This window comes from Polynucleobacter sp. JS-Mosq-20-D10 (assembly GCF_018687755.1).
Classification (GTDB): Bacteria; Pseudomonadota; Gammaproteobacteria; order Burkholderiales; family Burkholderiaceae; genus Polynucleobacter.
Window position 1 is genome coordinate 1,778,140 of record NZ_CP061305.1, and the last position, 26,192, is coordinate 1,804,331.

The following is a 26,192-nucleotide window of genomic DNA, read 5'->3' on the forward strand; positions in this document are numbered from 1 at the left end:
TGGTCTTTTGAACCAGGCGTTTTAGTTTCTACAGCTAGATAGCTGAGGAAGTGTGCGGCAATTACATCATGCCGCCCATTCCACCCATGCCACCCATGCCGCCCATATCAGGCATACCACCGCCAGCAGAATCATCCTTTGGAGCTTCGCAGATTGCACAATCCGTAGTCAACAATAAGGCTGCAACAGATGCTGCATTAACTAATGCAGTTTTTGTTACCTTGGTTGGATCGATCACACCTTGAGCCACGAGGTCACCGTATTCACCAGTTGCTGCGTTGTAACCGTTATTGCCCTTACTAGCCAATACTGCATTAACAACTACACTGGCTTCATCGCCTGCGTTAGAAACGATGATACGGATTGGCTCTTCCATTGCACGCAATACGATGCTGATACCAGCGTCTTGATCAGGATTATCACCCTTAAGACCTTTGATACCCTGCATCGCGCGTAACAAAGCAACGCCGCCGCCAGGAACAATGCCTTCTTCAACCGCTGCACGAGTTGCGTGCAATGCATCATCAACGCGGTCTTTCTTTTCTTTCATTTCAACTTCAGTAGCAGCACCAACGCGAATCACTGCAACACCGCCTGCCAACTTGGCAACACGCTCTTGCAATTTCTCTTTATCGTAGTCGCTAGTAGCTTCGTCGATCTGAACACGAATATTCTTCACGCGTGCTTCAATTGCTTTAGCATCGCCAGCACCGTCAATGATGATGGTGTTTTCTTTACCAATTTCGATACGCTTAGCTTGACCTAAGTGCTCAAGAGTTGTTTTCTCGAGGGTAAGGCCAATTTCTTCAGCAATAACAGTGCCGCCTGTCAAAATTGCGATGTCTTCCAACATGGCTTTACGACGATCGCCAAAGCCTGGAGCCTTAACAGCACAAGTCTTAATGATGCCGCGAATGTTATTCACAACTAAAGTTGCCAAGGCTTCGCCTTCAACATCTTCTGCAATGATCAATAATGGACGACCTGACTTCGCTACTTGCTCGAGCACTGGGAGCAAATCACGGATATTGCTAACTTTCTTGTCAAACAAGAGAACGTATGGAGTTTCCAATACGGCAACTTGCTTTTCAGGTTGGTTAATGAAGTATGGGGAGAGGTAACCACGGTCAAACTGCATACCCTCAACTACTTCAAGCTCGTCTTCCAAAGACTTGCCATCTTCAACAGTGATAACACCTTCTTTACCTACTTTTTCCATTGCTTCAGCAATACGCTGACCAATGCTTTGGTCGCTATTAGCCGAGATAGAGCCGACTTGAGCGATTTCTTTAGTAGTTGTACAAGGCTTACTAATTTTCTTGAGCTCTTCGAGTGCCGCTGTAACTGCTTTGTCGATACCACGCTTCAAGTCCATTGGATTGTGGCCTGATACTACGTATTTCATGCCTTCGCGAACGATAGACTGAGCCAATACAGTAGCGGTAGTGGTACCGTCACCAGCGATGTCATTGGTTTTAGAAGCAACTTCCTTCACCATCTGAGCACCCATGTTCTGGAGCTTGTCTTTCAGTTCGATTTCTTTTGCTACGGATACACCATCTTTAGTGATGATTGGGCCGCCAAATGAACGCTCGATGACCACATTACGACCTTTTGGTCCTAAAGTAACTTTTACTGCGTTTGCGAGAATATTGACGCCTTCTACCATCTTGGTACGGGCGCTATCTCCAAATACAACGTCTTTTGCTGCCATGATTGAATTCCTTTCTTAGGTACTAATTACTTCTGTACAACAGCCATAATGTCTTCTTCGCGCATAACGAGAAGCTCATCGCTGCCGACCTTAACTGTTTGACCTGCATATTTGCCAAATAACACGCGATCGCCAACCTTGACGTCTGGTGCATTTAACTTACCGCTGTCGTCACGCTTGCCTGGGCCAACTGCCAATACTTCGCCTTGATCCGGCTTTTCAGCAGCAGCATCCGGAATGATGATTCCAGAGGCAGTTTTTGATTCTTGATCTAAACGCTTAATGATTACGCGATCATGTAAAGGACGCAGATTCATTCCTTCTCCTATGTTAGTAAGTGTTAACTAATTAAAAAACCAATATAAATCAATGTATTACGATCTCTTAACACGAAGAAAACAAGCTTTTCAGCTGAATAAGCCTGTTTTAGCACTCGCGTGTAGGGAGTGCTGATTATATAGGTCTAATTCTAGGGATTTCAAGGGCAAATTCATCTTAAATTTCAAATAGACCTCCCGCCCTTTATATAATGGAGGCAGGCAAGTAGGTGAATTCCTACACACAAATAAGCCTTAAGCCCTTACCCCTCCAATCTGTCCTGCCTAGACTGACTGTTCAATGATTGGAGAATGCTGATGAGCCCGAAATCCCGGCTGTACACGCTTGTAAAGGCTTGGAAGAACAAACCCTTCCAAGAAGTGCGCGATGCCTGCGGCCAGCCTTGGCTTGGTCTTAGCGGCAAAGCGCTAGAAGAACACCAAGCCTGGTCCCAGCGACAAGCGATAAGTAACGAACCCATCTTTAATAGCCAAGGAACTAAGCTGACGAGCTCTTTATTTAGACCATTACTGACCGCTACCGACACGCAGCTCCTCAGATTATTCATGGAGGGCTTAGACACCATTACATATTGGTACCGAAGTGGTCGCTTCATTCCGGGCATCTTGCCTGTACCAGCACAACATCTAGCATCCAGCGGTTTTATAGATGCTTTCAGTGACCTGATTCTGAACTCACGACTCCCTGTTGGCCTAGTGAGCTTGGGAATGTACAAACTCAACGATGTCGATTCCATGGAACCGTGCATGGAAGGCTTATTACGAATGCGTCGTCTGGGCGTTCTGATCCATCTTCTTGATTTTTCTGGGGCTAGTGCGCAAATCCGCTGGGTAGAGGAGATCGAACCCGAGGGCATTCATATTGAGATTGGGCAATTTCGAGCTGATGGCCTACCAAACGAAATGATTTCCCTTGGCGATAAATTCCACACCCAAATCTATGCCAGCAACATCACCCTAGTGAAGGATTTGGAAAATGTCATGGCAATGGGGGCGCACCATAGCTATGGCGGACTCATGATGCCACCAGTAAGCCGACATCAAATGCTACACATGAGCGATAGCCGCATCGCCAAGGCCATTTTTTCGCTGCACCCTCATAAAACCCAAAACGGAGACAAGTAATGAGAAAACGCGTGATGTTGGTAGATGACCATCCAGCTATGCTGATGGCATTAAAAAGTATGTTGCAAGATCAATTGCTTTTTGAGATCGCAGGACAGGCGCAGCATGGTGAAGAGTGCTTACGCTCAATTAAAGAAGTCAATCCCAATATGGTGATCTTAGATTTGGACATGCCTAAGACGGATGGCTTTGATGTCATCCGCCGGATTAGCTTGATGCATCCAGAAGTTCGTATTCTGGTGCTATCTAGCCTAGATGAGGCAGTCTATGGCGGCAGAGTGCGGTCTTTGGGTGCGCATGGTTTTGTGAATAAGACTGCTGGGGCTGATGTCATCTTAGCTGCATGCGTTGCCATCTCACAGGGATATACCTTCTTCACACATGGGAAGAATGGCAACACCTCTCTGAGCGATAACGATAAATTGGCATTGATATCCGATCGTGAGCTACAAGTCATGAAGTATCTCGGTAAAGGCAATACTAACCAGCAGATATCAGACCTACTGCACATTAGCAATAAGACCGTAGCAACCTATAAGACTAGAGTCTTTGACAAACTAGGTATTAACAATATTGCTGATTTGATCCTGTTCTGCCGCATGAACAACATCATCGAAAGCTAAGCAGCGCATGCATCGATTCATATTGAAAAAAGTATTCATACTCGGCTGCATCTATATAGGTTTGGCGCATGCCGGACCCTTTAGTGCTTCAGAGCAATTATGGATCGATGCCCATCCAGTGGTGCGATTTAGTATTCACGAAAAATATGCGTCCTATCTCAACCCATCCAGTGAACAACAGGGCGCAGCGCCCTTTATGGCACTTCTGTCAAAAATGGAAGAGTGCACACGACAGCAATATGTGCCGGTATGGAGAAAAACGGATCAAGAGGGTTTAAGGCAACTCAGTAAAGGCGAAGTCGATTTCATCATCGACCCACCAAATATTAATGACCACGTATTGAAATTTGGCTCTCTATCTGACGCTATCTTCTGGGGGCATGATGCTGTCCTTACCAAGGTGTCAAATAAGCTGGATTCGCCCAATACCAAGATAAGCTTCTTTGATCGAGGTCTTGAAAATTCGCCCTCTAGCATTAATAGCCACAGTGAAAGCACGCAAGCGCAATCTCCTACTCGCTTAATTCAATCCCTCGTTAAAAATGATATCGAGGCACTAGTCATGCCCATTCGTCTAGCGCAGCTACTGATTCGCGAAACCCAAAATTCAGATCTAAAAATAGATGGTTTATACAGTCGTGATCCTTTTGGCTATCGCTGGCTAATCTCAGACCAAGACGCCCCTCTACACGATGTACTGAGGCACTTTCTGAGGGACTTAGATCCCATTGCATCACGCCAACTGTTTGCGTTAGGGGATGAGTCCAAACCAAGATCACCCATACTGCCGTGGCTGAGCGCTATCTTTGTCTTTATTGTGGGTGGGGCAATGTTTTATCAGCTCCAAAGAAAGTATTTTCATCAGAAGCGAGCTGCCCTAGAATTACTGCACTCAAAAGAGTTGGCTGAAAAAGCAAATGCTGCTAAGTCTGCCTTTCTAGCAACTATGAGCCATGAAATTCGTACGCCGATGAATGCTATTTTGGGCGTTCAAGAACTACTGCTTGGTAGCGCACAATTTCCCAAGAAAGATAAACCTCTATTAAAGAGTGCGCAAGCTTCTGCCGAGTCTCTTTTGGGTATGCTCAATCAAGTGTTAGATATTTCTAAGATTGAGGCTGGCAAACTCACTCTCAACCTAGAGCCTTGCAATCCACATCAATTGATTATGGATATTCATGCGGCATTTTCTACGGTAGCTCAGAAACAGAATCTGCTACTACACACCATGATTGATCCCAGAATCGCTGAAGTACTCATGATTGATTCTTTACGTCTGCGACAAGTTCTGCAGAATTTACTTAGCAATGCGATTAAGTTCACCGCTGAAGGTGAGGTGTACTTTTCTATTAGCGTCCTCGCCGATGATCATGCGGGCCAATTGCTCGAGTTCAGGGTGATTGATACTGGAGTAGGAATGGAGGTCGATCAAATCAAATTGGCTCTGCAAGCTTTCGAGCAATTGCCAGCCACGCAAGAGTCTTACCTATCAGAGCAAAAGAGAGGGACGGGCCTTGGGCTTACCATCACCAATCATTTGGTGAATTCCATGAACAGCCATCTTTATTTTGAGAGTGCCCCAGGCTTTGGAAGCAATGTCCACTTTTCGGTGGCCTTTCCTAGAACCAGTGTTGCTGCGGCGCAGGCTTCAGGCTTTGATTCACTCGGACCATCGTCCAAGAACTTCATATCGAAAAGGTCGGATCGAAAAAACTCTCACATTCATGCTTTAGTAGTTGAAGACCATCCAGCTAGTCGACAAATTTTGTCCTTGCAATTAGAAGCGCTTGGTATCAGTACTTGCGTTTGTGAGAATGCAGCTGCGGCGCTAGAGTTAATGAAGGAGCATCATTTTGATCTGATGCTAACAGATCAATCGATGCCCGGAATGCAAGGCTCTGAGCTAGCCAAACAAATCCGATCTCTCGGTAATCGTGACTTAATCATTATTGGCGTCACTGCAGATATTTATGCACTAGACTCTCGTCATCAATTTTTATCATCTGGCATGAATGGCGTACTCATCAAGCCTTTAAGTTTGGGCGCGCTTGAGAATGAACTCATGCGCTATTTTGATTCCAGCCAAAACTCGATCTCAACTAGTGAGCCCTATTCGTTTGATGCATTCTCCAATCTTATCAAAAATGATTCCCAACAAATCACGGTGATCTTGGAGGAAATTGAGAAGGTTCACCTAGACACTCTGAATCAATTGCAATCAGACGGCAATCAAATCCTAATGGATGAAGTCCTTTTTCAAAGTCTAATTCATAAAGTTAAAGGTGGGGCACAACTGCTGCAAGCTACTGAATTTACTCATGCCTGCGAATCACTTGAAGTTGATGGAGCACTTACAGAGCGCATTGAGAGATTCATCACCCTTCTCGAAGAACAAAATCAAACTATCAAGACTTATAAGAAAAAATATCGATAGTAATAGGCTTGTGAGCGCCAAGGTTTATCCTATGGGAAATGCGTACCAAATCATCTTTGCCCTCCCTCATCAATCTGTTAGCCTTTCTATGGGCTAGCCTAGTTACTTGTCAAGCTCACTCCGTTAACATAGTTGCTCAAGGTGCCCCCCTTCAATTCATCCCCAAGGCCGTAGCTACTAGCCTTGAAAAGAGCCAGATCCCAAAAGATGCAATCAGCATTTCAGTAGTGGAAATAGAGCCAGGACAGCCAGGGAAAATAACAGCAAAAACAAAGGTGGACTGGCGTTCTAAGCAGGCAATGAATCCTGCATCAACCATGAAACTACTCACCACGCTAACTGGTCTAGATGTACTCGGACCGCAATATCGTTGGCGTACAAATGTCTATACCGATGGGTTTATTCGTCAGGGCACTCTCAAAGGAAATCTGTATTTGCAAGGCACCGGTGATCCGAAGCTAGTCCCTGAAGAAATGGCCAAAATGATGAATACCTTGCAAAATTTAGGGATTCAAAAAATTGATGGTAATTTATTTTTTGATAGAAGTGCCTATGCCCCTAATGTCATGGAGCACAGCACGATCGATGGGGAATCCTTGCGCGCCTACAACGTGCCGCCAGATCCTCTGCTATATGCCTTTAGAACTCTCTCATTTCAATTGGGCAAGTCGCGTACTGCAGACTTTATTGACATAAGCTACACACCTCCATTGTCCCAACTTAAAGTGATCAATCAAATGCAATTGGTCGATCAATCCTGCGATAACTGGAAAAGTAATATTCGCTTTAACTTAGATCCGGAGGGTGATGGAGCAAGCACTAACCAACTTCTGACTGCCCAATTTTCTGGTAGCTTTCCAAAAGGCTGCAAGGGAGTGAACTATAACGTCGTTGCTTTGGATGCGAATACCTTTTTCACGCAAGGCTTCGCCGCAGCTTGGGAGTTAGCTGGTGGGACTTGGACTCAAGCACCCACCGGACAGTCTGGCACCGTCCCTCTAGCAGCCCGATTACTACTTCAGTTTGAGGGCATCCCTCTGGCTGATGACGTGCAGGACATTAATAAGCTTTCTAATAATGTCATGGCTAGACAATTGATGCTGACATTAGCCTTAGAGAAGATGGGTAAGCCTGCAACTACTAAAAATGGTGAGCTCGTAATTCAGAGTTGGCTAAAGGGTTTAGGACTTCAGTTTCCAGAACTCGTCATTGAGAATGGCTCTGGCCTATCCCGTAATGAAGCGATCTCTGCTGAACATATGACGCAATTATTAGTTTCGGCTCGTAACTTATCCGTTACAGATACGTTTTATAACAGCCTTCCGATTGCAGGAACAGATGGCACGATGAAAAATCGCCTCATGGCACATTTACGGAAATTTTTACATTTGAAGAAAAAGCCTGAGGCTCGAATCAAAACAGGGGCGCTTGTAGATGTCAGGGCAATATCAGGCTATGTAATGAGTAAGTCTGGAAGAATGTATGCGGTGACCTCCTTCATAAACCATCCCAATGCTTTGAAAGGCTTAGAGGCGCATGATCAATTATTGGCGTGGCTACTAAATGATGGGCCAGACCCAAAACAGGCACGCTGAAGTCGATCCCGAACCCCATCCCACTCCTCGCCTGGTGGGGGCTCAGGAAACAAAATCAAATCCCAATCCTGTTGATCTAAATCTCGCAGGGATCGGTACAGACGGCTTGCAAATGCAACGCTATCACTGGGCACAATAAGCTCTTCAAAATGCGCCGATGGATGCCCATCTTCACCTAATGAAGAATCTGAATCCCAAACCGCAACCGCTACCCGCGACTTGATATCCGGAAACTCACTCAGAGCATCTAAGACTCTACCTGGCGCATACATTCTTAATGGAGTTTTAGGGGCGTAATGGGCACGCAGACTGCCAGAAACTCTTGGTAGGCCATCATCTTGCTTAGCTAGCTTGAGCTCACTAGGTAAATAGACTTTGATGCCCGTCTTGAGAAGAATTTCTCTGGGAGTGATGAGGCCGGGGCGCAATAAGACTGGATGATTGCCTGAAGATAAATCAATGATGGTTGATTCAATGCCGACTTCGCAATCACCACCATCCAAAATCATGAGATCCAAAATGCCTTCAAACTCACTACGGACATCAGCAGCACTGGTTGGAGAGACTTTCCCAAAACGGTTCGCTGAAGGCGCAACCACCCCGCCCTTAAATTTACGGAGTAACTCTTGTGCAATCGGGTGAGCCGGCACCCGAATTGCTACCGTATCCTGACCACCCGTAAGTTCATTTAAAACGCTTTTATCTTTTTTAAAGACTAGGGTCAGTGGACCCGGCCAAAAAGCATTAATCAGCTTTAACGCATCCTCCGATAAATCCCTTACCCACGGCGCTAGCACTGATACCCAGTCTACTTGAGTCTGATCGAACTTGTCAGGGGGTGCTAAGTGAACAATGAGGGGGTGATTAGAAGGTCTACCCTTGGCTGTAAAAATTTGTTTGATTGCCTTAGGGTTTTTTGCATCTGCCCCCAAGCCATAAACCGTCTCAGTCGGAAAGGCGACTAAGCCACCAGCACGCAAAGTTTGTACTGCTTCGTTAATGACTGCAGATGAATGCAGTGCGCTACTGTCACCGGACATTACTAGGGCTCGATCCCTAATTCAACTGCGACAGCTGCGCAATTTTGGCGAGCTTGATTAAGTGACTCACCTAAACAATTGATATGGCCCATCTTACGACCCATGCGTGGGTCAGATTTACCGTATAGATGTAACTTGGCATCCGGATGAGAAAGCACCTTATCCCAAGCAGGCTCTCGTGCCTTATCTTCGCTGCCTTCGTACCAGAGATCTCCCAAGAGATTGAGCATAGAGACTGGCGCTAGCAAGCGGGTGTCGCCCAAAGGTAAGCGCGCCATACTTCTGACCTGCTGTTCAAACTGACTGCTAACACAGGCATCCATAGTGTAGTGGCCTGAGTTATGCGGACGTGGAGCGATTTCATTAGCAATGATGTCGCCACTCTTCAGTACAAAGAACTCCACACACAACACACCCACGTAATCAATCTTACGAATCAGAGCTTTAGCAGCTTCAATAATTTTTTTCTCTTGAGCAGGCTTAAGTGATGGGGCTGGCACAGTTGAGGTATGCAGGATACCGTCACGATGAATATTCTGAGAAACAGGGTATGCCACCACCGCATCATCGTACCCGCGCACTACCAAAGCAGATACTTCAAAATCTAAATCCATGCGCTTTTCAAGAACACAAGGCACCTTACCCAATTCAGCCCAAGCAGTAACTAGATTGGCAGAGTCATAAACAGTAATTTGGCCTTTGCCGTCGTAACCCATGCGAGCGGTCTTCAGAATGCCAGGGAATAGATCTACAGGCACGTGCTCAACATCTACATCATGCTCAATTACAAAGTAAGGCGCAGGACCAATATTGGTTTCCGCCTTCCAGGTGGCCAAGAATTTTTTCTCAGCAACGCGGTTTTGTGCCAAAGATACGCAACTACTGCGGGGCGCCACAAAGACGCCTAAAGATTCGAGTTCGTCTAAAGCTTGTGCAGGAACATTCTCAAATTCCGTACTTACGGATTTGCATAATGCTGCCATTTCTTTTAGGGCGACAGAGTCTGTGTAATCAGCTTGAATGAATTTTTCTGCAATGGAGCCAGCCGGACTATCGAATCCGGGATCTAGAACGCAGACCTTGTAGCCCATTGCTTGAGCGGCTTGTGTAAACATCCGCCCTAATTGACCACCACCCAGTATTCCTAAATACGAGCCCGGCAAGATGGGCTCCAAACGATCAACCATCTGATTAATATCCCGGCAAATTCATGGAGCGTGCAGTATCGGACTGCTTTGCACGAAACTCCTCCAGCTGTTTTGCTAAAGCAGAGTCATTGACTGCCAAATTGGCAATGACATGCAAGGCTGCATTTGCAGCCCCAGCCTCACCAATTGCAAACGTCGCTACTGGAATACCTTTAGGCATTTGTACGATGGAATAGAGAGAATCTTCGCCACGTAAGTATTTGCTAGCGACTGGAACGCCATAAATCGGAATCATTGTTTTTGATGCCAACATGCCTGGCAAATGCGCGGCACCACCAGCACCAGCAATAATCGCCTTGAGGCCATTTTTAGATGCATTTTCTGCATAGGAAAACATATCGTCTGGCATGCGATGAGCGGAAAGCACTTTAGCCTCGTGAGCGATGCCGAATTGTTCTAGCATTTGAGCGGCGTGCTGCATGGTGTCCCAATCTGAATTGGATCCCATTACTATTCCGACTACTGGCTTTTTGCTCATTTACCTCTCCAAATGCCCTGATCTGCACCGTTAATCAATCTGAGGCCTTATTATCCCAGCCTTTTTAGGGCTTTATAGAAATTAAGCCTTAGTTAAGCGAGTAAGAGCTTCACGGTACTTTTCCGCTGTTTTATTAATCACATCTTTCGGCAAAGCAGGCGCTGGGGCTGTTTTTGGCCAAGGCTTGCCATCAACCATCGCTGTTTCGAGCCAGTCCCGCACAAATTGCTTGTCATAGGAAGGAGGGTTTGCGCCCACATAGTAGGTTTCTGCGGGCCAAAAGCGAGAAGAATCAGCAGTGAGGATTTCATCCATTAATACCAACTGACCAGCGTCATCTAAGCCAAATTCAAACTTGGTATCAGCAATGATGATGCCGCGAGTCACAGCGTAGTCAGAAGCTTCTTTGTACAAACGAATACTGACCTCACGAATTTGATTAGCTAACTTCTCACCAATCATCTCGATCACTTTATCAAAAGAGATATTTTCATCATGCTCACCCATTTCTGCTTTTGCAGCAGGAGTAAAAATAGGCTCTGGTAACTTCTGCGCATTTTCAAGGCCATCTGGTAATGCAATACCACAGACCTTGCCAGTTTCTTTGTAATCCTTCCAACCACTACCAGCCAGGTAACCTCGCACTACCGCTTCGACCAAAATTGGCTTGAGACGTTTAGCCACTACAGCACGGCCTTTAACCTGATCAAGCTCATCGGTAGACACTACGCTTTCAGGATCAATACCCGTCAAGTGATTCGGAATCACCTTGGACAACTTCTCAAACCAAAAATTAGCCATTTGATTGAGCACAACCCCCTTCTCGGGAATCGGTTGACCCATCACTACGTCAAAGGCAGACAGGCGATCTGTGGTGACCATCAGCAGCTTGTCATCACCCAGTGCGTATACATCACGCACTTTTCCTTTAGAGAGTAAAGGTAGTGACTTAATAGAAGTGGCGTACAAAGCGGGCATATTTATCTCACTTTACGATCTGGGCTAATTTGCCACTCTTGTATAGCTCAGCCATTTTTTCTAGAGGGATTGGTTTAATTTTGGATGCTTGACCTGAACAACCAAAAGCATTGAAGCGCGCAATACAAACCTTCTTAGCCGCTTCACGTGCTGGCTTGAGGTAATCACGTGGATCAAACTTGCTGGGATTCTCGAACAGATAACGGCGAATAGCGCCGGTCATCGCCAAACGAATATCGGTATCGATATTGATTTTACGAACACCATTCTTAATACCCTCCTGAATTTCTTCAACAGGCACACCATAAGTTTCCTTCATGTCACCACCAAACTCACGAATCTCAGCGAGCAACTCTTGTGGGACACTGGATGAACCATGCATGACTAGGTGCGTATTTGGAATACGTGTATGAATTTCTTTAATGCGCTCGATTGCCAAGATGTCGCCGGTCGGCTTCTTAGTAAATTTATAGGCGCCATGACTTGTGCCAATAGCGATCGCCAGGGCATCGCACTGGGTAGCCTTTACAAAGTCAGCCGCCTGCTCAACGTCAGTTAATAGTTGCTCACGCGTCATCTTACCGTCAGCGCCATGACCATCTTCTTTATCGCCTTGCATAGTCTCTAGCGAACCAAGTACACCCAATTCCGCTTCAACAGTAACCCCAATAGAGTGGGAGAACTTCACCACTTCTCTTGATATATCAACGTTGTATTCGTAGCTGGCAACAGTCTTGCCATCAGCCTCTAAAGAGCCATCCATCATTACGCTAGTAAAGCCACTCTTGATAGCAGCCATACATACTGCTGGACTTTGGCCATGATCTTGATGCATTACAACTGGAATATGGGGGTAAGCCTCAACTGCAGCTGAGATCAAATGACGCAAGAATGATTCGCCAGCATATTTACGAGCGCCAGCAGAAGCTTGCATGATGACTGGAGAATCTGCCTCATGAGCAGCCTCCATGATCGCCGTTACCTGCTCTAAATTATTGACGTTAAACGCTGGCAAACCGTAGCCGTTTTCAGCAGCGTGATCCAAGAGTTGTCGTAAAGATACTAAAGCCATGATGGTTTCTTAATTAAAAATGTTGGTGATAAATAGTTTGAATACAAATCTTAAAAAATGAATTACTTCACTTGAATAATTTTGAGTGAATTCGTACCACCTGGCTCGCCCATTGGCTCACCAGAGGTCAGGACAACCACATCACCCTTCTTCACTGCGCCCATCTTTTTCAAGCAATCCTCTACTTCCTGCAACGCGGTATCACGATGCTTGGTGTAATCCAAACCAATCGGAAATACATTGCGGTAAGTACTTAAGGCGCGCTGAGTAGTAATCTTTGAAGTCAAAGCAAAAATAGGCAAATGGATATTGTGACGACTCATCCAAACTGCAGTAGACCCAGAGTCTGTCAAGGCGGCAATCGCATTGGCATTCAGGTGGTGCGCTGTAAACAGGGCACCCAAGGCAATCGTTTGATCAATGCGTGAGAAGGTTTGATCCAAGAAATCTGTATCCAGTTTTACACGGTCTGACTTTTCAGCTTCAACACAAATCTCGGCCATTGCCTTGATAGTTTGTACCGGGTAGTTACCAGCTGCAGATTCTGCAGACAGCATCACTGCGTCTGTACCATCTAACACTGCATTGGCTACGTCACTCACCTCAGCTCGGGTAGGCACTGGAGCATTAATCATGGATTCCATCATTTGAGTGGCAGTGATAGTAAATTTATCAGCCTCAAGTGCGAGCTTGATCATGCACTTTTGCAAAGCAGGAACGGCTGCGTTACCAACCTCAATTGCTAGGTCGCCGCGTGCAACCATGATGCCGTCACTCTCCGCAATAATGCTCTTTAGAGCTTCAATTTCAATAGCTTCAGCGCGCTCCACCTTAGCAATCGTGCGAACCTTACCAACGCCATGCTTTGCACTAGCGGCATCAGCCAGCTTGCGGGCATAGGCCATATCTGCACCGTCTTTTGGAAAACTGATCGCCAAAAAATCTACGCCCATCGCAATCGCGGCATCCAAATCGGCAATGTCTTTTTCCGTTAGTGCTGGTGCAGTCAAACCACCTCCAGCACGGTTAATACCTTTGTTATTCGAGAGTGGGCCACCTTGCTCTACCAAGGTAAAGATTTCTCCGCCTTTTACACTCTCGACTCGAAGAACAACTAAGCCATCATTCAATAACAGTCGATCACCCGGCCTAACATCTTGTGGCAACTCTTTATAATCCAAACCTACGCGGTCTTGATTACCAAGCTCACAAGCAACATCCAGAATAAAGTGCGCACCTTCTTTAAGTAGAATTTTGCTATCGACAAATTTACCCACACGAATTTTGGGACCCTGTAGATCGGCCATGATGCCAACCTCTTTGCCAACCTCTGCGGAAATACTACGCACCAAATCGTGACGCGCTTTATGATCAGCAACAGTGCCATGAGAAAAGTTCATTCTCACAACATCCACGCCCGCACGAATCATCTCGCGCAATACTTCAGGCTTTTCTGATGCAGGTCCTAATGTGGCTATGATTTTAGTTGCTCTCAACATATTTAGTCTTTCGCTCTTTCGGCTAATACTGCAAAGGCTGGCAAGGTTTTACCTTCTAAGAATTCCAAGAAAGCACCACCACCAGTAGAGATGTAATCCACTTGATTTTCAATACCGTACTTCGCAATCGCCGCCAAGGTATCACCACCACCAGCAATAGAAAATGCGGGTGAATGGGCAATCGCTGCTGCCAACATCTTAGTGCCACCGCCAAACTGATCAATCTCAAATACGCCCAATGGGCCATTCCATACAATCGTGCCAGCATGCGCTAGCATGATGGATAAACGTGCAGCAGTCTTGGGGCCAATATCCAAAATCATATCGTCATCAGCTACTTGATCAGCAGCAACACGATTTGCACGCGCTAACGGAGAGAGTTCGTTTGCAACAACGACATCTTCAGGAATAGGAACGTGTGCGCCGCGCTTTTCCATAATCTCCATAATTTCACGAGCTTCATTCACTAAATCTGGCTCTGCTAATGACTTACCAATTGGCAAACCTTTAGCCAACATAAAAGTATTTGCAATGCCGCCACCCACAATCAATTCATCCACCTTATCAGCTAGGGCCTTGAGAATGGTGAGCTTCGAAGATACTTTAGATCCTGCCACAATCGCTACCAATGGGCGCTTCGGGCTTGCTAGAGCACGACTCAAGGCATCTAACTCTGCTGCCATCAATGGGCCCGCGCAAGCAATCGGTGCATATTTGGCTACGCCATTCGTAGTTGCTTCAGCACGGTGAGCAGTACCAAAGGCATCGTTGACATACACATCACACAAAGCGGCAATCTTCTTAGCCAACTCATCACTATTCTTTTTCTCGCCCACATTCAGGCGACAGTTCTCTAGTAATACCAACTCCCCTGGATTAACTTCAAAATTACCGTCAACCCAATCACTAATTAAAGGCACTTTACGATTTAAGAGAGTGGCAATTCGAACAGCTACTGGAGCCAAACTATCTTCGGGTGTGAATTTACCTTCAGTTGGACGCCCTAAGTGAGAGGTCACCATAACTGCTGCACCCGCATCCAAACACATCTGTACTGCCGGCATGGATGCTCTAATGCGGGTATCTTCCGTAATGTTACCTACCTCATCCTGAGGGACATTGAGGTCGGCACGGATCAAAACTCGCTTTCCCTTGAGAAGACCTGCTGCAGCTAGTTCACTAAGGCGCTTTACTTTAAAGAGGGTTTCCGGCATGAGAATAGGCAAATGGAGTGGTTTATGGGGAATGCTCCATTCTAAATCGTCCGGGCTTTAGACCCCAAAGGAATTGGACTACCCCACCACGCTCCCTGCTCTACAATAATGGCTGGGACGTATTACAGGCCTTGGGGCTCTCTAGTTGCTTGGCACCCTGTTTTACCGAACTGAATCACCCAATTTATTAAATATCTAAAAGGTAGAGAAAATGTCGATGTCCGACCGCGATGGCTTTATTTGGTCCGATGGGAAGCTGGTTCCTTGGCGTGAGGCCAATGTTCATGTGCTAACCCACAGTCTTCACTACGGAATGGGCGTATTTGAGGGTATTCGTGCCTACAATACCCCCCAAGGAACCGCTATTTTCCGCCTTCCAGAGCACGTTAAGCGCTTATTCAACGGAACTAAGATTTTTCAGATGAATATGCCTTGGACTCCTGAACAGATCTCTAGCGGCATTATTGAGGTCGTGAATAGCAATAAGCTGGAATCTTGCTATATCCGACCAATTATCTTTATCGGCTCCCAAAAACTCGGGATCTCTCCAAAGGGTAATAGCATCCACACCGCGATCGCTGCCTGGGAATGGGGTGCCTATTTAGGTGAAGACGGTCTTAATAAGGGTATACGCGTTAAAACCTCCTCATTTACCCGCCACTTTGTGAACTCCTCACTAGTTCGCGCTAAGGCCTCCGGTTACTACATCAACTCCATTTTGGCCAACCAAGAAGTAACGGCTAATGGCTACGATGAAGCCCTCCTACTAGATACAGAGGGTTACGTATCTGAAGGTTCTGGCGAAAATATCTTTATCGTGAATAACGGCATTATTTACACCCCAGATCTGGCCTCTTGTTTAGATGGCATTACTCGTAACTCCATCATGCAAATCGCCAAAGATCTTGGCTATGAATTGCGTGAGAAGCGTATTACTCGTGATGAAGTGTACTCAGCAGATGAGGCCTTCTTTACTGGTACTGCCGCTGAAGTAACACCTATTCGTGAGTTAGATGACCGCACCATTGGTGACGGTAAGCGCGGTCCGATTACCGAGCAAATCCAAAAGACTTACTTTGATGCGGTCTACGGCAGAAGCGATCAATATAAGTCTTGGCTAACTTACGTTAAGTAATTGGAAATCAGATAATGAGTCAAGCTCAAGTTGTAATGGTTGATGGCAATAAAGACTTGCCTTTACATTGCCCAACCAATAAAACCCCTAGCTGGAATTCGCATCCACGTGTATTTCTCGATGTAGCTAAAACGGGTGACGCTAAGTGTCCTTACTGCGGCACTGAGTACAAACTCACTCCCGGTACCGAGCCCCACGGGCACTAAACCTAGCAGCACCTCAGAGCGGGGTGCTGTGACGGGATACCTTATATGAATCGTATTCTGATCATCGCACCCAGTTGGATTGGTGATGCTGTTATGTCCCAGCCACTACTAGCTAATCTAAAAACTATTTACCCCCATTGTCAGATTGATGTTTTAGCAAGCCCTTGGGTTGCACCTATTTATTGGGCCTGTGCAGAAGTAAACCAAGTCATTGAAGCTAAGTTAGAACACAAGCAATTGCAATGGAGCTTACGCAAGCAACTAGCAAAGCAACTTGAGTTAAATCAATACAACGCCTGCTTTGTTCTGCCCAATAGCTTGAAGTCTGCCCTCATTCCTTGGCTTGCGAATATTCCCTTTCGAATTGGCTACCGAGGCGAGATGCGCTTTGGACTTATTAATTTTGCTCTAGATAATCCGAGCAAAGTGAATCGTCCACCGATGGCAAATCATTACCTTGCCCTTGCTAATGCGCTGGAGCAATCACATGAGATTGATACCAATAAGCTTGCAGATCCTAAACTCAATATTTCACCTGCAGCCAAAGAATCAATCGGCGCCAAGTTAGGATCTGCAGCAATCAACGAAAATTTAATTTATGTACTTTGCCCAGGCGCTGAGTACGGCGCAACAAAACGCTGGCCTGCCGATCACTTTGCCTCTCTCGCACAGCAGTTAATCGCCAATGAGCCAGATGCTCATGTGATTCTTCTTGGCAGTAAGGGTGATCACGCTTTGGGTGAGAGCATTAGGACTAAAGTAAAGAATGACTTACAAACACACAACTGGTGCGGCAAGATCTCACTAGACGAGGCAATTGCACTCATTGGGGCGAGCAAGGTGCTAGTCAGTAATGACTCGGGCTTAATGCATATTGGTGCTGCATTAAAAGTTCCGCAGATCGCCATTTTTGGCTCAAGTGATCCACATCACACCCCACCATTGTCTGATAAGGCTAGAGTACTTTGGCTTAATCTACCTTGTAGCCCATGCCATAAGAGAGAGTGCCCACTGGGTCACCTCAAATGTTTAAAAGATATTTTGCCCACCACTATATTAGACGCCATTCAAACACTGCATTAATTTTTGTAGCGCTACACATCACCAGAAGGTAAGCCATGTCAAAACTAGCTAGACTTTTTCATAACGCCGATGATGTGGTAGACGCTTGGCGTGATGCCTTAAAAAATCGTGACGTCACAGGGGCTTTGGCAATCTGGTTAGATGATGACTCGATTACTTGTGTACTCCCAGAAGGCCAACGCCTCAGTGGTCATGCAGAAATTCGGGAAGGTCTAGAGCGTCTATTAGCCAAGCAAGCACTTTTTTTGGAGCCGATTGCCTGCATTAGTCATTCCGTTTTAGGGGCTGCGGTCTACGACACCACTGAGGCTGTCCACATCAGACCCGATCAAATTGAAGCAGCATTCTTCCTCAACATCACTCTAGTTCTTCTGCAAGACAGTCAAGGCTGGCGGATTGCGCATCTTCACGCCAGTCACTCCACGGAGGATACGTTTGATGCGCCCTCAACTCCACATGGACTGCATTAACTAGCAATGCCCTACCGATTACCGTCTCATGGATGAGCAAGTTCTTCGGTCACTGATTAAGTGGCCAAATGTCCCGCACTGCTTTGGCTGGTTAGCTCTTGATCGTCGCGGTCAATGGCGCATGCGTAATGAATTTGCCCAAGCCAATCAACTAGCCGGGAACCTGATTCAGCACACGGCACTGAATGAATTTATCTCCAGAAATTACGCGCACGACTCTTTGGGTAGATATTTTTTCCAAAATGGGCCACAACGAGTTTTTGTTACGCTAGATACCACGCCATTCATTGCTAGAATCTTTCCGAGCGAAAGTGGTCCTCAACTATTAACCCAGTGCGGCACGGAAATAAAACCGCAGGGTGCCCTGAGTGATGAAAAAGGAAATATCTATATCACTGGATTATTTCAACAATCATTCTCTGATCAAATCAACGGCGCGGTATTTACTAAAACAGAATCTCTATCTGCTGCACTCCTGCACGATCATGATTTAGATTTCTTTTCAGAGCAATCTCAGGTTCAAGAAGATGCCTGTAGCTTCAGAGGCTCATGGCAATGGAAAGGTAATCAACTACCCATTGAACCCATTCACTCTAATGAATTGGCCAATCGCTTTAATTTCATCAAAGTACCAAACAATTAATTAGCCGGGCATATTTTTTCCCTGCTCCTTCAATTCCTCTTGATATTGCTTTTGCATTTCACGAAGACGTGCATCAATGCTAGAGGCCTGATAGAAATCTGCCCCACCAGAAGATCTAGCAATCTTGAGTTGCTCAATCGCTGATGGCCATGCACCCTCAAGCGCATACTTTTCTCCAAGAGCGTAATGGCGCATCGGTATATTCTTTGCCTGATCATAGGCATTAGATAACATGGTCCACCACACCACCTCATTGGGTTGCGCTCTAGTACGCGCCTTTAACCAGGTGATGGCGTCATTGGTACGACCTAGTTTCAGATACGCATTCATCATCGCTGCTCCCGCAGCATAGGATTGCGGGAAAGCTCTTAAAGTGACTTGGGCAATTTGCAAAGCCTCATCACCTTTTCCTCTGGCTAATGCCAACTCGGAAGCCGTGATGTCTAAGGAGAGGCTTTGGCGTAGGATGGTTGATCCTGGCGCGCTAACGCTATTGGCTAGGTTACGTGCTTGTTGCAAATGGCTTGAAACTTGATCGAACTTACCCTGCTTTAGAGCAACGAGCGCAAGCCCATAAAAACCTTCCATTTGCTTGCCAGGGGCTGACTGTTTACTCAAACCCTCAAAGGTATTTTTTAAGTCGTACATCTGGCTAGAACTTCCAGATTGCTCCATACGAGCGCGTGCTTTGATGAAATAAAACTCTACTGCCGTAGGTACATTTCTGTTGGCGATATTACGAGTACGATCTTGCATATCCGCAATACGATCAGTGGTTAATGGGTGGGTGCGCACATAAGACGGCACACCGCTATCCATAATGCCCGTCGCCTTTTGTAGGCGCTGGAAAAAACCTGGTGCGCCATTAACGTCATAGCCACTAGCCGCCAAAATCTGAAAGCCAATACGATCAGCCTCGCGCTCAGCATCTCTTGAATAGGAGAGTTGATTATTCACTGCTATCGCTTGACCACCCTGCATCAAACCAGAAGCAGCGCCCGGGTTACGTGATACAGCTAAGGCGCCCAACAATATGCCAGCGAGGGCAATCATCGTATTGGTAGTCTGCCTATCCATCTGGCGAGCTAAGTGACGTTGTAAAACATGACCGGTCTCATGACCCATAACTGAAGCTACTTCTGAATCTGTTTCAGCGCTTACCAACAATCCCGTATGAAAACCAATAAATCCACCAGGCAATGCAAATGCGTTAATACTGCTGTCTTTAACGGCAAATACCTCAAAGTTATAGGCGCCACTACCCTGCTCATTAGCACCACCCAATTGCAGACGTTTTGCCGCCTGCAATAAGCGCCGCTCCATTTGATTTAAATAGTCATAGATCGGTAAATCATTTGAATAATCCGCATCCGGACGAATCTGACGCATGATCATTTCGCCATACTTTTTCTCATCCATGCGGCTCAAGCTATCGCCACCAGGGTCACCCATATCCGGGAGTACGAAACTGGGTTGGCTTAGAGGCGCATTGCGTGATGGCAGGTTTGAGGAGCGGGCGTCAGGCGACTGGACCGCTCTACCCAAGTTTTGCAAGGCAGCTGACTCTCCTTGCACCAATACATCTCCCGTTACCGAAGAAGGTGCAGGTCCAGCCGCATACACGAAACCAGCACTTGGCCAGGCCAAGCTCAGAATGAGCTGAGTAGCCAAAATTCGTCTAAAAAACGATATACCCCTTGATGTCTTTATGACTTGCATCCCTATATGGTAAAACTTATCCCATGAACAAACTAACTCATTTTGATGCTAGCGGCCAAGCCTATATGGTCAACGTTGGCGATAAGCCTAATACCCACCGAATTGCGGTTGCTTCTGGCAAGATCACCATGCTCCCAGAAACCTTTTGTATGATTGAGGCAGGTACCCATAAAAAAGGGGATGTTTTGGGTATCGCCCGAATAGCCGGCATTCAGGCCTCTAAAAAGACTTCTGACTTGATCCCTCTTTGTCACCCCTTGGCACTGACCCACGTCAGCCTGGATTTTGATCTAAACAAAGATACCAGCAGCATTACTTGCCAAGTGAGAGCCGAAACGACCGGCCCCACAGGCGTTGAAATGGAAGCGCTTACTGCAGTCCAAGTTGCCCTTCTCACAATCTACGATATGGCGAAAGCCGTCGATAGAGGGATGGTGATGGGTGATGTCCACCTACTAGAGAAGAGTGGTGGTAAGTCTGGGGAATGGAAAGCGACCTAGTGGTCACTAACCTGTAAAACAATAACGAGAGAATCGAAACACTCTTGGCCTAATCCTGCCCTAACAAAAAGAGGTAAATGGCAAGCACGAGTTCATATTAAAGACCGACTCCCGAGTATAGGCAGTTAAATCTGAGCGATGAAGAGTAACTGGCTATTGCAATACTGAAAATCCCGCCTGAGCAATAGATATATGGTCTAGTTTCAAATCCGCCTGATACCGCTCCATCATCTTAATGTAAGCAGCCTCAATATTTTTAGTAAAGAGTGACGTATCAAACAGAGGGGTAGTCAAACGATTGTTGGCTAACTTATTTTTAATATCTGCAAGCTTATTGGGATTCATTGCAAGGTCAATCGCCAAAGATTCATACTCTTCTTGATTGGTTGTAATGAGCTCAGGTAGAGCAATTGCATTTAATAAGCTTGCTGATACGCGACTAGCAAAAGATTCCCCCATTAAAGTGAGAACTGGCAATCCACACCATAAGGCATCGCTAGTAGTGGTATGGGCATTGTAAGGTAGCGTATCAAGAAACAAATCCGCCTGACGATGGCGAGCCAAATGCTCAGATAAAGGCAAACGTTCAGCAAACACTAGCCTATCGGCCGCAATACCTTGTTTGTCAGCTTCTTTTTTAAGATTCTCAGACGCCCAAGAATTATCTTGAAAGAGCCATAAAACACTCCCTTCCACTGCCTTTAATATACGCATCCACCCATCAAAAGTTTCAGGCAGTATCTTGTAGTTATTATTAAAACAACAAAATACAAACCCATGTTCAGGTAAACCCAACTCTTGCCTTGTCAGGAGTCCGTCTGAAATAAAACGCTTCCTATCATTAACCTGATAGCTGTTGGGCAAATAGATGACCTTCTCTGAATAGCATGGTTGAGAATCTAGTGGAATCAGAGTTTTATCAGCAATGATGTAATCGATGTAATCAGCACCCATAGTGCCGGGATAACCAAGATAATTTACTTGAATTGGTGCTGCACGATAAGAAAATATGCCTGTCCTTGCGTCTTGGGTAAACCCTTTTAAGTCAACTGCAATGTCGATATTTAAATCCCTACTTAGCTTGGCAACCTCAACATCAGACTTCCTACCTACCTCAATGAACTGATCAAACGACTTTTCTAGCCGCTGGCGCATTTCGTCATTTGCTATTGGGCCAAATGAAAAGCCGACTAATTCAAACTGACTTTTGTCGTGCAACTCAAAAAGCTCGGCCATTAAATACCCAGTAGCATGATTATGAAAATCTGCTGAAAAGTAACCCACTCGGATTTTTTGACTCTGAGGCCGCTTAAGAATAGATCCTAAAACAGGATTAAATGGATATCTTGATTGGATATAAATTTCAGCAGATTGTTTATGAAGTGAAGCATTATCTGTCAATGCAAGTAGCGGAAAGGGATTAGTAACTTTCTCATTCGCAACTATTTTTTTGGAAATATCCTCCAAAGATTCCGCCAAACCTAACCAGCTACATATTTTCATCTTAGTATGTAGTAAGTATCCAGACACCCAATCAATATCGGGCTTCAGGCTAAGAGCCTTTTCATCGTGAGCAATAGCTTCGTCATAACGCTTTAGTTCATGCAAAGACGCCCCTTTATTCGTCCAAGCTTCAGCGTAATCAGGTTTTAGAGTTAGCGCTTTATCGTAGTGAGCAATAGCCTCGTCATAACGCTTTAGTTCTTGTAGGGTCACCCCTTTATTCATCCAAGCTTCAGCGTAATCAGGTTTTAGGGTTAGCGCTTTATCGTAGTGAGCAATAGCCTCGTCATAACGCTTTAGTTCTTGTAGGGTCACCCCTTTATTCATCCAAGCTTCAGCGTAGTCAGGTTTTAGGGTTAGCGCTTTATCGCATGCCTCAGAAGCCTCTAAGAATCGTTTTAACTTGTTGAGGGGCACACTTTTATTTGACCATGCTTCATGATAGCTCGGAGCAAGCTTAATAGCCTCGTTATAGGCATTGATGGACTCCAGATATAAATTTAAATTATTTAATGCAATTCCTTTATTGGACCAAGCTTCAGGAATATCGGGCCTTAACTGGATTGCCTTTTTTAGGACATCTAACGCTAAAACATAATTTTTAATATCGTTACAAGTTGAGCCTTTATTAACAAGCACATCGACATCGTCGGGCTTAATTTTTAGCGCTAAATCATAAGCAGCTAGCGCAAATTGATGCTTACCCTGTAATGAATGAATAAGGCCTAAGTTATACGGAATCCTCACATCATCATTTTTATAGGCCTGTAGGCAGGAAAAGACGGCTGATGCCTCCATAAATCTATTGGCTTTTGCATAAGCAATACCTAATTCAAAAACAGAATCGGCATTGTTGATATCGTTTTGCAGAACTTCCTGCAGGATTAAATCAGCCCCATCAAAATTTCCACCCTGAAAGGCTTGGATGGCTTGCTGAAGTACTGTTTGAAGTTGGGGATTCATGACAGGTATTTTATGGCCATCACACTTATGATTAAGATAAGGTTATAACTTAACATTCCTTTACTAAATAGCTATTCGTTTGAGCAAAATTAGGTGGGGGTGGTTAGCCAGATAGAACCCTTTTTAATAAATAGCGGTGGCGATATAGTGTGGATCAGATTATAGAAAAGTGTAATGGGACGCCCCTACTTTTAGCTAGTATGCGGATAGAGAGATAGACATGGTGATGGGTGACATCCACTTTCTGGAGAAGAGTGGAAGTCTTAATAGAAAAGCTCACCATACAAATAATTAAGTCGCCCTAGGGCGACTTAATTTCTTATGAAGCACTGATAATTTGGCTACTTCGTGATGCGGCACTCAGAAGGCAATAGTTGAGGCAGCAGATTCGTTTCAAAAGAGCGGCAAGACCATCCACCAGCCCAAGTCGATCCCTCTGACTTGGATAAATCGATTGCCTTAGGAACATTCGCATCTGGATCATTCGTTGGGATGAGATGTAATGTATTTTTATTATTTGGAGCGACATTGTTTTGATAATCGATGGCAATGGCGCCCGAAGGTGTAATCTCAATTAACTTCACGCTGCGGGTTGGCACAAAGGTAAATGAGCCGCTAGTTGCCTCATCCATCGGCACCGTACCTCTACTGGCAAAAGCTTCTGTCACAGCCAGTTTTGCGCTAGAGGAAAGATTCATACCCTCTACGATACGACTACGGGCGATGTAATCTTGATATTGTGGAACTGCAACGGCAACCAAAATACCAATGATGGCCACAACGACCATCACCTCGATTAAGGTAAAACCCGATTCTTGCTGTTGATCTTGCGTAAGCATGGTGATTAGCTCCTGAGGTTAAATACCTCATCATCCAGTCTATACCCAACAAACTCAAGGTGTCCAAATGTAAGAAAAGCCGGCTTGGAAGGCCGGCTTTTCTGATTAATGCGAAAGAAAAATTAATGCGCTTCTTTAGCTGCGTTCTTTTTCTTGAAATAGGTACCAACCAAAATCACAATCGCTATACCAACCACTTCAAAGCCTAGCTTCGCATCACCTAGCGCAGCCTGAATGCTATCTTTGATCGCAGGATCGTCGACCAACATGCCACCAGCCAAGAAACCTAAAAGCCCTGCACCAATAGTGATGATGATTGGGAAACGCTCCATTACCTTTAGCAACATAGCGCTGCCAAAAATAATCAATGGAATAGACATTGCCAAACCAATAATCAAGAGTAAGAGACGAGTTTCTTCAGGGCCTTTTTGAGCTGCTGCTGCAACGGCTAAAACGTTATCTAAGCTCATCACTAAGTCAGCGATCAAAATCGTACGAATGGCTGCCCAAATACTGGTCTTGGCTTCCATGTGTTCTTCACCGCCACTATCAGACAACAACTGAATACCGATATAGAGCAATAGCAGGCCACCTACGATTTTTAAATATGGCAGCGTTAATAGAGCAACTGCAGTAATCGTTAAAACAACGCGCAAGATGATGGCTGCGGCACTACCCCAAAAGATAGCCTTTTTTTGCTGGGCAGGTGGTAGATTGCGTGATGCCAGCGCGATCACCACTGCGTTATCCCCAGACAGCAAAATATTCGCCACGATGATTGAAAGTAATGCCGCCCAAAAGGCTGCATCTGAAAATGCTGAAAAATCCATGATGTCTCCGTACTTTTATATTTTAGTTTTAACTACAAGAAGCTACAAAATTCATGCCAATGAATCGGCATGAATCTTCTGATTACAACATAGCTTTGAGTAAAGCAGCCATTTCTGATGGGTTTCTAGTTACCTTAAAGCCACATTCTTCCATCACGGCAAGCTTTGCATCCGCTGTATCCGCACCACCTGAAATCAAAGCGCCCGCATGGCCCATCCGCTTCCCGGGAGGCGCTGTTACACCAGCGATAAAGCCAACAATAGGCTTTTTCATGTTGGCCTTACACCAGCGCGCTGCTTCAGCTTCATCTGGACCACCAATTTCGCCGATCATGATAACCGCATCCGTATCTGGATCTTCGTTAAACATGCGCATCACATCAATATGCTTCAGGCCATTGATTGGGTCACCACCAATACCTACCGCTGTGGACTGGCCTAGACCAATCGCTGTCAATTGACCGACTGCTTCATACGTTAAGGTACCTGAACGGCTCACTACACCAATACGACCCTTTTTATGAATATGGCCAGGCATGATGCCGATTTTGATTTCATCTGGCGTAATGATTCCAGGGCAATTTGGGCCAAGCAATAAAGTCTTCTTTCCACCAGCAGCTTCTTTTGCATGCATCTTGTTACGCACTTCCAACATGTCCTTAACTGGAATGCCTTCAGTGATACAAATCACAAAATCGAGGTCAGCCTCAACAGCTTCCCAAATAGCAGCAGCCGCACCAGGAGGCGGAACATAAATTACTGAAGTGGTGGCACCAGTTTGCTTTGCGGCCTCTTTTACTGTTCCATAAATTGGAATATTAAAAATAGACTCGCCTGCTTTTTTAGGATTAACGCCAGCAACAAAACAGTTTTTACCATTTGCGTATTCCTGGCACTTTTCTGTATGAAATTGCCCAGTCTTACCAGTAATACCTTGGGTAATTACTTGAGTATTTTTATTTACCAAAATAGACATATTGATT

The 26,192-nt window shown here is 45.5% G+C and carries 24 protein-coding genes; 10 read left to right on the forward strand and 14 right to left on the reverse strand.

Annotation, left to right across the window (positions count from 1 at the left end):
* Window positions 1–61: 61 nt before the first annotated feature.
* Both groL and FD967_RS09120 read right to left on the reverse strand, forming a co-directional pair.
* Window positions 62–1,714, reverse strand: coding sequence for a chaperonin GroEL (groL, locus tag FD967_RS09115; protein ID WP_215325718.1), 1,653 nt, complete (start codon window positions 1,712–1,714; stop codon window positions 62–64).
* A gap of 26 nt (window positions 1,715–1,740) precedes the next feature.
* Window positions 1,741–2,031: a co-chaperone GroES gene (locus FD967_RS09120; protein WP_015421939.1), complete on the reverse strand. Its 291-nt coding sequence runs from the start codon at window positions 2,029–2,031 to the stop codon at window positions 1,741–1,743.
* Between the two features lie 318 nt (window positions 2,032–2,349).
* Between FD967_RS09120 and FD967_RS09125 the strand changes: the two genes are divergently transcribed.
* Genes FD967_RS09125 through dacB form a run of 4 tightly spaced genes read left to right on the forward strand, consistent with a single transcriptional unit; the run spans window position 2,350 to window position 7,829 of the window.
* The gene (locus tag FD967_RS09125; RefSeq protein WP_215325719.1) at window positions 2,350–3,177 is read left to right on the forward strand and encodes a diguanylate phosphodiesterase; all 828 of its coding nucleotides are present in this window, start codon (window positions 2,350–2,352) and stop codon (window positions 3,175–3,177) included.
* Window positions 3,177–3,800 (forward strand): response regulator transcription factor, encoded by a 624-nt coding sequence (locus tag FD967_RS09130; protein ID WP_215325720.1) that lies wholly within the window; start codon window positions 3,177–3,179, stop codon window positions 3,798–3,800. The genes FD967_RS09125 and FD967_RS09130 overlap by 1 nt, the downstream gene beginning before the upstream one ends.
* Window positions 3,801–3,807: 7 nt before the next feature.
* The gene (locus FD967_RS09135) at window positions 3,808–6,234 is read left to right on the forward strand and encodes a response regulator (RefSeq protein ID WP_215325721.1); all 2,427 of its coding nucleotides are present in this window, start codon (window positions 3,808–3,810) and stop codon (window positions 6,232–6,234) included.
* A gap of 38 nt (window positions 6,235–6,272) precedes the next feature.
* A complete protein-coding gene (dacB, locus tag FD967_RS09140) occupies window positions 6,273–7,829 on the forward strand; it encodes a D-alanyl-D-alanine carboxypeptidase/D-alanyl-D-alanine-endopeptidase (RefSeq protein ID WP_215325722.1) in 1,557 nt (518 codons plus the stop codon).
* On the opposite strand, the gene FD967_RS09145 is transcribed toward dacB, so the two are convergent.
* From FD967_RS09145 to FD967_RS09175, 7 genes are all read right to left on the reverse strand, one after another.
* Complete coding sequence (locus FD967_RS09145; RefSeq protein WP_215325723.1) at window positions 7,775–8,869, reverse strand: L-threonylcarbamoyladenylate synthase; 1,095 nt, start codon at window positions 8,867–8,869, stop codon at window positions 7,775–7,777. The two genes, dacB and FD967_RS09145, sit on opposite strands and share 55 nt — an antisense overlap.
* 2 nt (window positions 8,870–8,871) lie before the next feature.
* Window positions 8,872–10,056, reverse strand: a complete 1,185-nt coding sequence (locus tag FD967_RS09150) for a 5-(carboxyamino)imidazole ribonucleotide synthase (protein ID WP_215325724.1) — start codon at window positions 10,054–10,056, stop codon at window positions 8,872–8,874.
* 4 nt (window positions 10,057–10,060) lie between these two features.
* A complete protein-coding gene (purE, locus tag FD967_RS09155) occupies window positions 10,061–10,555 on the reverse strand; it encodes a 5-(carboxyamino)imidazole ribonucleotide mutase (RefSeq protein ID WP_215325725.1) in 495 nt (164 codons plus the stop codon).
* A gap of 81 nt (window positions 10,556–10,636) precedes the next feature.
* Entirely contained in the window at window positions 10,637–11,533 is an 897-nt protein-coding gene (locus tag FD967_RS09160; protein WP_215325726.1) for a phosphoribosylaminoimidazolesuccinocarboxamide synthase, read from the reverse strand.
* Window positions 11,534–11,540: 7 nt separating this feature from the next.
* Window positions 11,541–12,605 (reverse strand): class II fructose-bisphosphate aldolase, encoded by a 1,065-nt coding sequence (gene fba, locus FD967_RS09165; RefSeq protein ID WP_215325727.1) that lies wholly within the window; start codon window positions 12,603–12,605, stop codon window positions 11,541–11,543.
* Between the two features lie 62 nt (window positions 12,606–12,667).
* The gene (pyk, locus tag FD967_RS09170; RefSeq protein ID WP_215325728.1) at window positions 12,668–14,104 is read right to left on the reverse strand and encodes a pyruvate kinase; all 1,437 of its coding nucleotides are present in this window, start codon (window positions 14,102–14,104) and stop codon (window positions 12,668–12,670) included.
* 2 nt (window positions 14,105–14,106) lie between these two features.
* Window positions 14,107–15,318: a phosphoglycerate kinase gene (locus FD967_RS09175; protein WP_215325729.1), complete on the reverse strand. Its 1,212-nt coding sequence runs from the start codon at window positions 15,316–15,318 to the stop codon at window positions 14,107–14,109.
* A gap of 211 nt (window positions 15,319–15,529) precedes the next feature.
* Between FD967_RS09175 and FD967_RS09180 the strand changes: the two genes are divergently transcribed.
* The 5 genes from FD967_RS09180 to FD967_RS09200 are packed head-to-tail and all read left to right on the forward strand — an operon-like array spanning window position 15,530 to window position 18,855.
* Entirely contained in the window at window positions 15,530–16,453 is a 924-nt protein-coding gene (locus tag FD967_RS09180) for a branched-chain amino acid transaminase (protein WP_215325731.1), read from the forward strand.
* Between the two features lie 14 nt (window positions 16,454–16,467).
* Entirely contained in the window at window positions 16,468–16,659 is a 192-nt protein-coding gene (locus FD967_RS09185) for a zinc-finger domain-containing protein (RefSeq protein ID WP_215325733.1), read from the forward strand.
* Between the two features lie 45 nt (window positions 16,660–16,704).
* The gene (gene waaF, locus FD967_RS09190; RefSeq protein WP_215325735.1) at window positions 16,705–17,742 is read left to right on the forward strand and encodes a lipopolysaccharide heptosyltransferase II; all 1,038 of its coding nucleotides are present in this window, start codon (window positions 16,705–16,707) and stop codon (window positions 17,740–17,742) included.
* A gap of 35 nt (window positions 17,743–17,777) precedes the next feature.
* The gene (locus FD967_RS09195) at window positions 17,778–18,212 is read left to right on the forward strand and encodes a nuclear transport factor 2 family protein (RefSeq protein ID WP_215325737.1); all 435 of its coding nucleotides are present in this window, start codon (window positions 17,778–17,780) and stop codon (window positions 18,210–18,212) included.
* A gap of 28 nt (window positions 18,213–18,240) precedes the next feature.
* Window positions 18,241–18,855: a DUF2946 family protein gene (locus tag FD967_RS09200; RefSeq protein WP_215325739.1), complete on the forward strand. Its 615-nt coding sequence runs from the start codon at window positions 18,241–18,243 to the stop codon at window positions 18,853–18,855.
* Here the strand turns inward: FD967_RS09200 and FD967_RS09205 are convergent, their stop codons facing one another.
* Complete coding sequence (locus FD967_RS09205) at window positions 18,856–20,526, reverse strand: M48 family metalloprotease (RefSeq protein ID WP_251369025.1); 1,671 nt, start codon at window positions 20,524–20,526, stop codon at window positions 18,856–18,858.
* 71 nt (window positions 20,527–20,597) lie between these two features.
* On the opposite strand from FD967_RS09205, the gene moaC reads away from it, so the two are divergent.
* Window positions 20,598–21,074, forward strand: coding sequence for a cyclic pyranopterin monophosphate synthase MoaC (gene moaC / locus FD967_RS09210; protein WP_215325742.1), 477 nt, complete (start codon window positions 20,598–20,600; stop codon window positions 21,072–21,074).
* 153 nt (window positions 21,075–21,227) lie between these two features.
* Here the strand turns inward: moaC and FD967_RS09215 are convergent, their stop codons facing one another.
* From FD967_RS09215 to sucD, 4 genes are all read right to left on the reverse strand, one after another.
* The gene (locus tag FD967_RS09215) at window positions 21,228–23,540 is read right to left on the reverse strand and encodes a tetratricopeptide repeat protein (protein WP_215325743.1); all 2,313 of its coding nucleotides are present in this window, start codon (window positions 23,538–23,540) and stop codon (window positions 21,228–21,230) included.
* Between the two features lie 341 nt (window positions 23,541–23,881).
* A complete protein-coding gene (locus tag FD967_RS09220; RefSeq protein WP_215325744.1) occupies window positions 23,882–24,379 on the reverse strand; it encodes a pilin in 498 nt (165 codons plus the stop codon).
* A 122-nt stretch (window positions 24,380–24,501) separates the two neighbouring features.
* On the reverse strand, window positions 24,502–25,209 hold the full coding sequence (locus FD967_RS09225) for a TerC family protein (RefSeq protein WP_215325745.1): 708 nt from the start codon (window positions 25,207–25,209) through the stop codon (window positions 24,502–24,504).
* A gap of 82 nt (window positions 25,210–25,291) precedes the next feature.
* On the reverse strand, window positions 25,292–26,185 hold the full coding sequence (gene sucD / locus FD967_RS09230; protein ID WP_215325746.1) for a succinate--CoA ligase subunit alpha: 894 nt from the start codon (window positions 26,183–26,185) through the stop codon (window positions 25,292–25,294).
* Window positions 26,186–26,192: the final 7 nt, after the last annotated feature.